The sequence below is a fragment of the Trebonia sp. genome (assembly GCF_049794275.1).
In the GTDB taxonomy this organism is placed as follows: Bacteria; Actinomycetota; Actinomycetes; order Streptosporangiales; family Streptosporangiaceae; genus Trebonia.
In genome coordinates, this window is sequence record NZ_JBARCR010000006.1 from 1 (window position 1) to 3,768 (window position 3,768).

4 protein-coding genes are annotated in these 3,768 nt (G+C 69.3%); 2 read left to right on the forward strand and 2 right to left on the reverse strand.

Going from position 1 to position 3,768, the window contains the following annotated elements; all coding sequences use genetic code 11:
• Both WA805_RS00135 and WA805_RS00140 read right to left on the reverse strand, forming a co-directional pair.
• Window positions 1-1,298 (reverse strand): glutamine synthetase family protein (locus WA805_RS00135; RefSeq protein WP_422340414.1); only part of this gene is annotated, 1,298 nt, incomplete at its 3' end.
• Window positions 1,299-1,447: 149 nt separating this feature from the next.
• Window positions 1,448-2,605, reverse strand: coding sequence for a PP2C family protein-serine/threonine phosphatase (locus tag WA805_RS00140; RefSeq protein ID WP_422274142.1), 1,158 nt, complete (start codon window positions 2,603-2,605; stop codon window positions 1,448-1,450).
• A gap of 282 nt (window positions 2,606-2,887) precedes the next feature.
• On the opposite strand from WA805_RS00140, the gene WA805_RS00145 reads away from it, so the two are divergent.
• The gene (locus WA805_RS00145) at window positions 2,888-3,427 is read left to right on the forward strand and encodes a carboxymuconolactone decarboxylase family protein (RefSeq protein ID WP_422288453.1); all 540 of its coding nucleotides are present in this window, start codon (window positions 2,888-2,890) and stop codon (window positions 3,425-3,427) included.
• A gap of 19 nt (window positions 3,428-3,446) precedes the next feature.
• Window positions 3,447-3,768, forward strand: a 322-nt coding sequence (locus tag WA805_RS00150) for a nitrilase-related carbon-nitrogen hydrolase (RefSeq protein WP_425241344.1), incomplete at its 3' end; no start/stop codon positions are given.

Below are 3,768 nucleotides of genomic sequence, written 5' to 3' on the forward strand. Positions count from 1 at the left end.
TCTTCGCGCTTGTTGCGCAGGAAGAAGTCGAAGACGTGCTCGCCCAGGGTCTCGGCGACCAGCTCGCTGTTCTCCATGACCTTGATGGCCTCGTTGAGGTCGGCCGGGAGGGGCTTGATGCCCATGGCGCGGCGCTCGGCGCTGGTCAGGGCCCACACGTCGTCCTCGGCGCCGGGCGGGAGCTCGTAGTCCTGCTCGATGCCCTTCAGGCCCGCGGCGAGGATGACCGCGAACGCCAGGTACGGGTTGCACGCCGCGTCCACCGAGCGGAACTCGACGCGGGTCGAGTTGCCCTTCTGCGGCTTGTACATGGGGACGCGGACCAGCGCGGAGCGGTTGTTGTGGCCCCAGCAGACGTAGGCGGGCGCCTCTCCCCCGGCGCCGGCGGTCGCCTCCGCGCCGCCCCACAGCCGCTTGTAGGAGTTCACCCACTGGTTGCACACCGCGGTGATCTCCGGGGCGTGCCTGAGCAGGCCGGCGATGAACGCGCGGGCCGTCTTCGAGAGCTGGTACTCGGCGCCTGCCTCGTAGAAGGCGTTCTGATCGCCCTCGAACAGGGAAACGTGGGTGTGCATGCCGGAGCCGGGGTGCTCGGTGAAGGGCTTGGGCATGAACGTGGCCCAGACGCCCTGCTCGATCGCGACTTCCTTCATCACCAGGCGGAAGCTCATGATGTTGTCCGCCGTGGTCAGCGCGTCGGCATAGCGCAGGTCGATCTCCTGCTGGCCGGGCGCGCCCTCGTGGTGGCTGTACTCCACCGAGATGCCCATCGCCTCGAGCATCGTGATCGAGGTACGGCGGAAGTCGTGCGCGATGCTGTGCGGGGTGTGGTCGTAGTAGCCGCCGGAATCGATCGGCACCGGGACGACGCCAGGATCGGGCTTGTCGCGCAGCAGGAAGAACTCGATCTCCGGGTGCGTGTAGAAGGTGAAGCCCATCTCCGACGCCTTGCTGAGGTTGCGCTTGAGCACCCAGCGGGGGTCGGCGTAGGACGGCGAGCCGTCCGGCATCAGGATGTCGCAGAACATCCTGGCCACACCTGGGTACTCACCCCGCCACGGGAGCAGCTGGAACGTCGACGGGTCGGGCCTGGCGATCATGTCCGCCTCGTGCACCCGGGCGAAACCCTCGATCGCGGACCCGTCGAAGCCGATGCCGTCGGCGAACGCGCCCTCGAGTTCGGCCGGCGCGACGGCGACGGACTTGAGCGAGCCGAGCACGTCGGTGAACCAGAGCCGGACGAAACGAATATCCCGCTCTTCGAGCGTGCGCAGCACGAATTCTTCCTGCCTATCCACGGCTATCACCTTAGACGTTTCTCGCGAACAGTTCACCGGCGGATGGTCGGGTCACGCTACCAGCGGAAATACCGGGCAGGCGTTTCCGCCCGGTTACGTTCCGGTGATCGTCGCGCGGTCGTCAAGGCAGGAGCGTCAAGGCAGGAGCGCTACGGCCGTGACCCCGTAGGGTCCTGTCGGCGTGCGGCGGCCGGGCTCGGCCACACCGCGGGGGCGCGGACGAGCAACAGGGCGGCGTCGTCCTCGAGGGGCGCGCCCGAGTGCCGCATCAGGTCGTCCCGGACCGCCTCGAGGAGGTCAAGGCCGGTGCCGTTGTCCTTCGCCTTGGCCTTGGCCTGCAGTACGTGCAGCCGCTCATCGAGCGGGTAGAAGCTGCGCCGCCGGTCCCGTGCCTCGGTGACGCCGTCGGTGTAGAGGAGCAGCTGATCGCTCGGCTTGAAGGCGAGGGTCATGGCGGCGCCTGAGCTGTCGCCAAGGGTCAGCAGGCCGAGCGGCGGCGCGGGGGCGGGCACTTCCAGCACGGTGACGCCGTCCGCCGAGATCAGGATGGGCGGCGGGTGCCCGCAGTTGAACATGCTGAGCCGGCCGACCTCGGGATCGATCTCGACGAACAGCGCGGTGACGAACTCCTCATGCTCGCCCCAGCGGCGCGACAGCCCCGCGTCCAGCCTGCGGGCCAGCTCCCCCAGGGTGTGCACGTCGTGCGCTACCTCGCGGTACATGCCGAGGACGTCGGAGGCGACTTCCACCGCGCCCAGTCCCTTGCCGCGCACGTCGCCGATGATCAGCCGGATGCCGTGCTCCGTCGCGGTGACGTCGTACAGGTCGCCGCCGACCTTCGCGTCCGCGGCGGCGGCGAGGTAGATCACGCCGAGCTCGATCGGGCCGAGCTGGCCGGGCAGCGGCTTGAGCACCGCCCGCTGGGCGGTCTCCGCGACCGAGATGACGTTGGCGAACTGCTCGGTCTGGCCGCCGCTGAAGGCAGTCGCGGCGGCGCTGATGGCGGTCATCACGACGACCGCCACGATCGTCGCCACCGGTACCTCGTGGGTGTCACCGCTGGCGGTGAGCGCGATGACGATGGCCGCGACCAGGCTGACCGCGCCGTAGACGAGCGGCCGCAGGAGACTGCGCGCGCCGACGCCGGCCAGCGCGGGCGGGACCGCGAGCAAGGGCGTGAGCAGCAGCGGCGCCGTCCACACGTTCGTAACGCAGACAATGACGACCACGACCACAGCGACCGCCGTGGCCGTCTCAAGCCACCATGCTTTCCGCGCGTCCCAGGCCTGCCGGGCTTTCCAGGTCACCGTGTCCCGCCTACACGTCCAGACGCCGCACAAAGGGTCGCATTCGCATGCATCCCGTCATATCGCATAACCCACTGCAAAGACGATACGCCCCGGGTCACGGTCTTGCGGCGGTTCCCGCGCCGCGGCGGGAACGCGCCGTCAGGCCGCAACTTCGTATCACTTTTCGTCTTCGTATCAGATTCGGCCCTTTTCTCGTCCTTTTTGTCTGTTTTTTAGGGCCGGAAGTGATACGAAGATGGAGGATTCGACCGGGTGGCCGACTAGTGAGACGCTGAGGCTGTGGCACATATTGAGCTTGGAAATGATATTCCGGGGATTCTCGGGCTGCTCGCTTACCGGCCGGAGACCGCCGGGCCGCTCGGCGAGCTCGCCGAGGTCCTGCTGCGCGGCGACAGCACGCTGACGCGGGGCGAGCGCGAGCTGATCGCCGCCTATGTGTCGCGGCGCAATGAGTGCGAGTACTGCTCGAATTCGCACGCGGCGACCGCCGCGGCGCAGTTGCCCGGCGGCGCGGGCCTGGTCGGGCAGGTGCTGGCCGACCCCGGCACCGCTCCCGTTTCCGCCAAGCTCAGGGCGCTGCTCGACATCGCCGACCTGGTCCGGGTGGACGGGCGGCTGGTGTCGGCCGACGTCGTGGCGAAGGCGCGCGCCGCGGGCGCCACCGACGTGGAGATCCATGACACCGTGCTGATCGCGGCGGCGTTCTGCATGTACAACCGGTACGTGGACGGGCTGGGGACGGCCGTGCCCGACGACCCCGCCCAGTACGCCGCTGGTGCTCAAATCCTCGTCCAGCACGGTTACCGCGCGCCTGGGTGAGCCCGCCTAAGCTGGAAGCGTGGCTAACATGCGGATCGCCCTCGCTCAACTGAACGCTACCGTCGGGGACCTGACCGGGAACGCCGAGCTGGTCGTGGAGTGGACGCGGCGCGCGGCGGCGCGCGGGGCGCGGGTCGTGGTGTTCCCCGAGATGTTCCTCACCGGGTATCCCGTGGAGGACCTCGCGCTGCGGGCGTCGTTCGTGGAGGCGTCGATCGCGGCGACCCACGAGGTCGCCCAGCGGCTGGACGCCGAGGGGCTCGGCGGCGTCGCGGTGGTCACCGGGTACCTGGACCGGCGGGCGGACCTCGCGCCGCGCACCGGGCTGCCGGCGGGTGCGC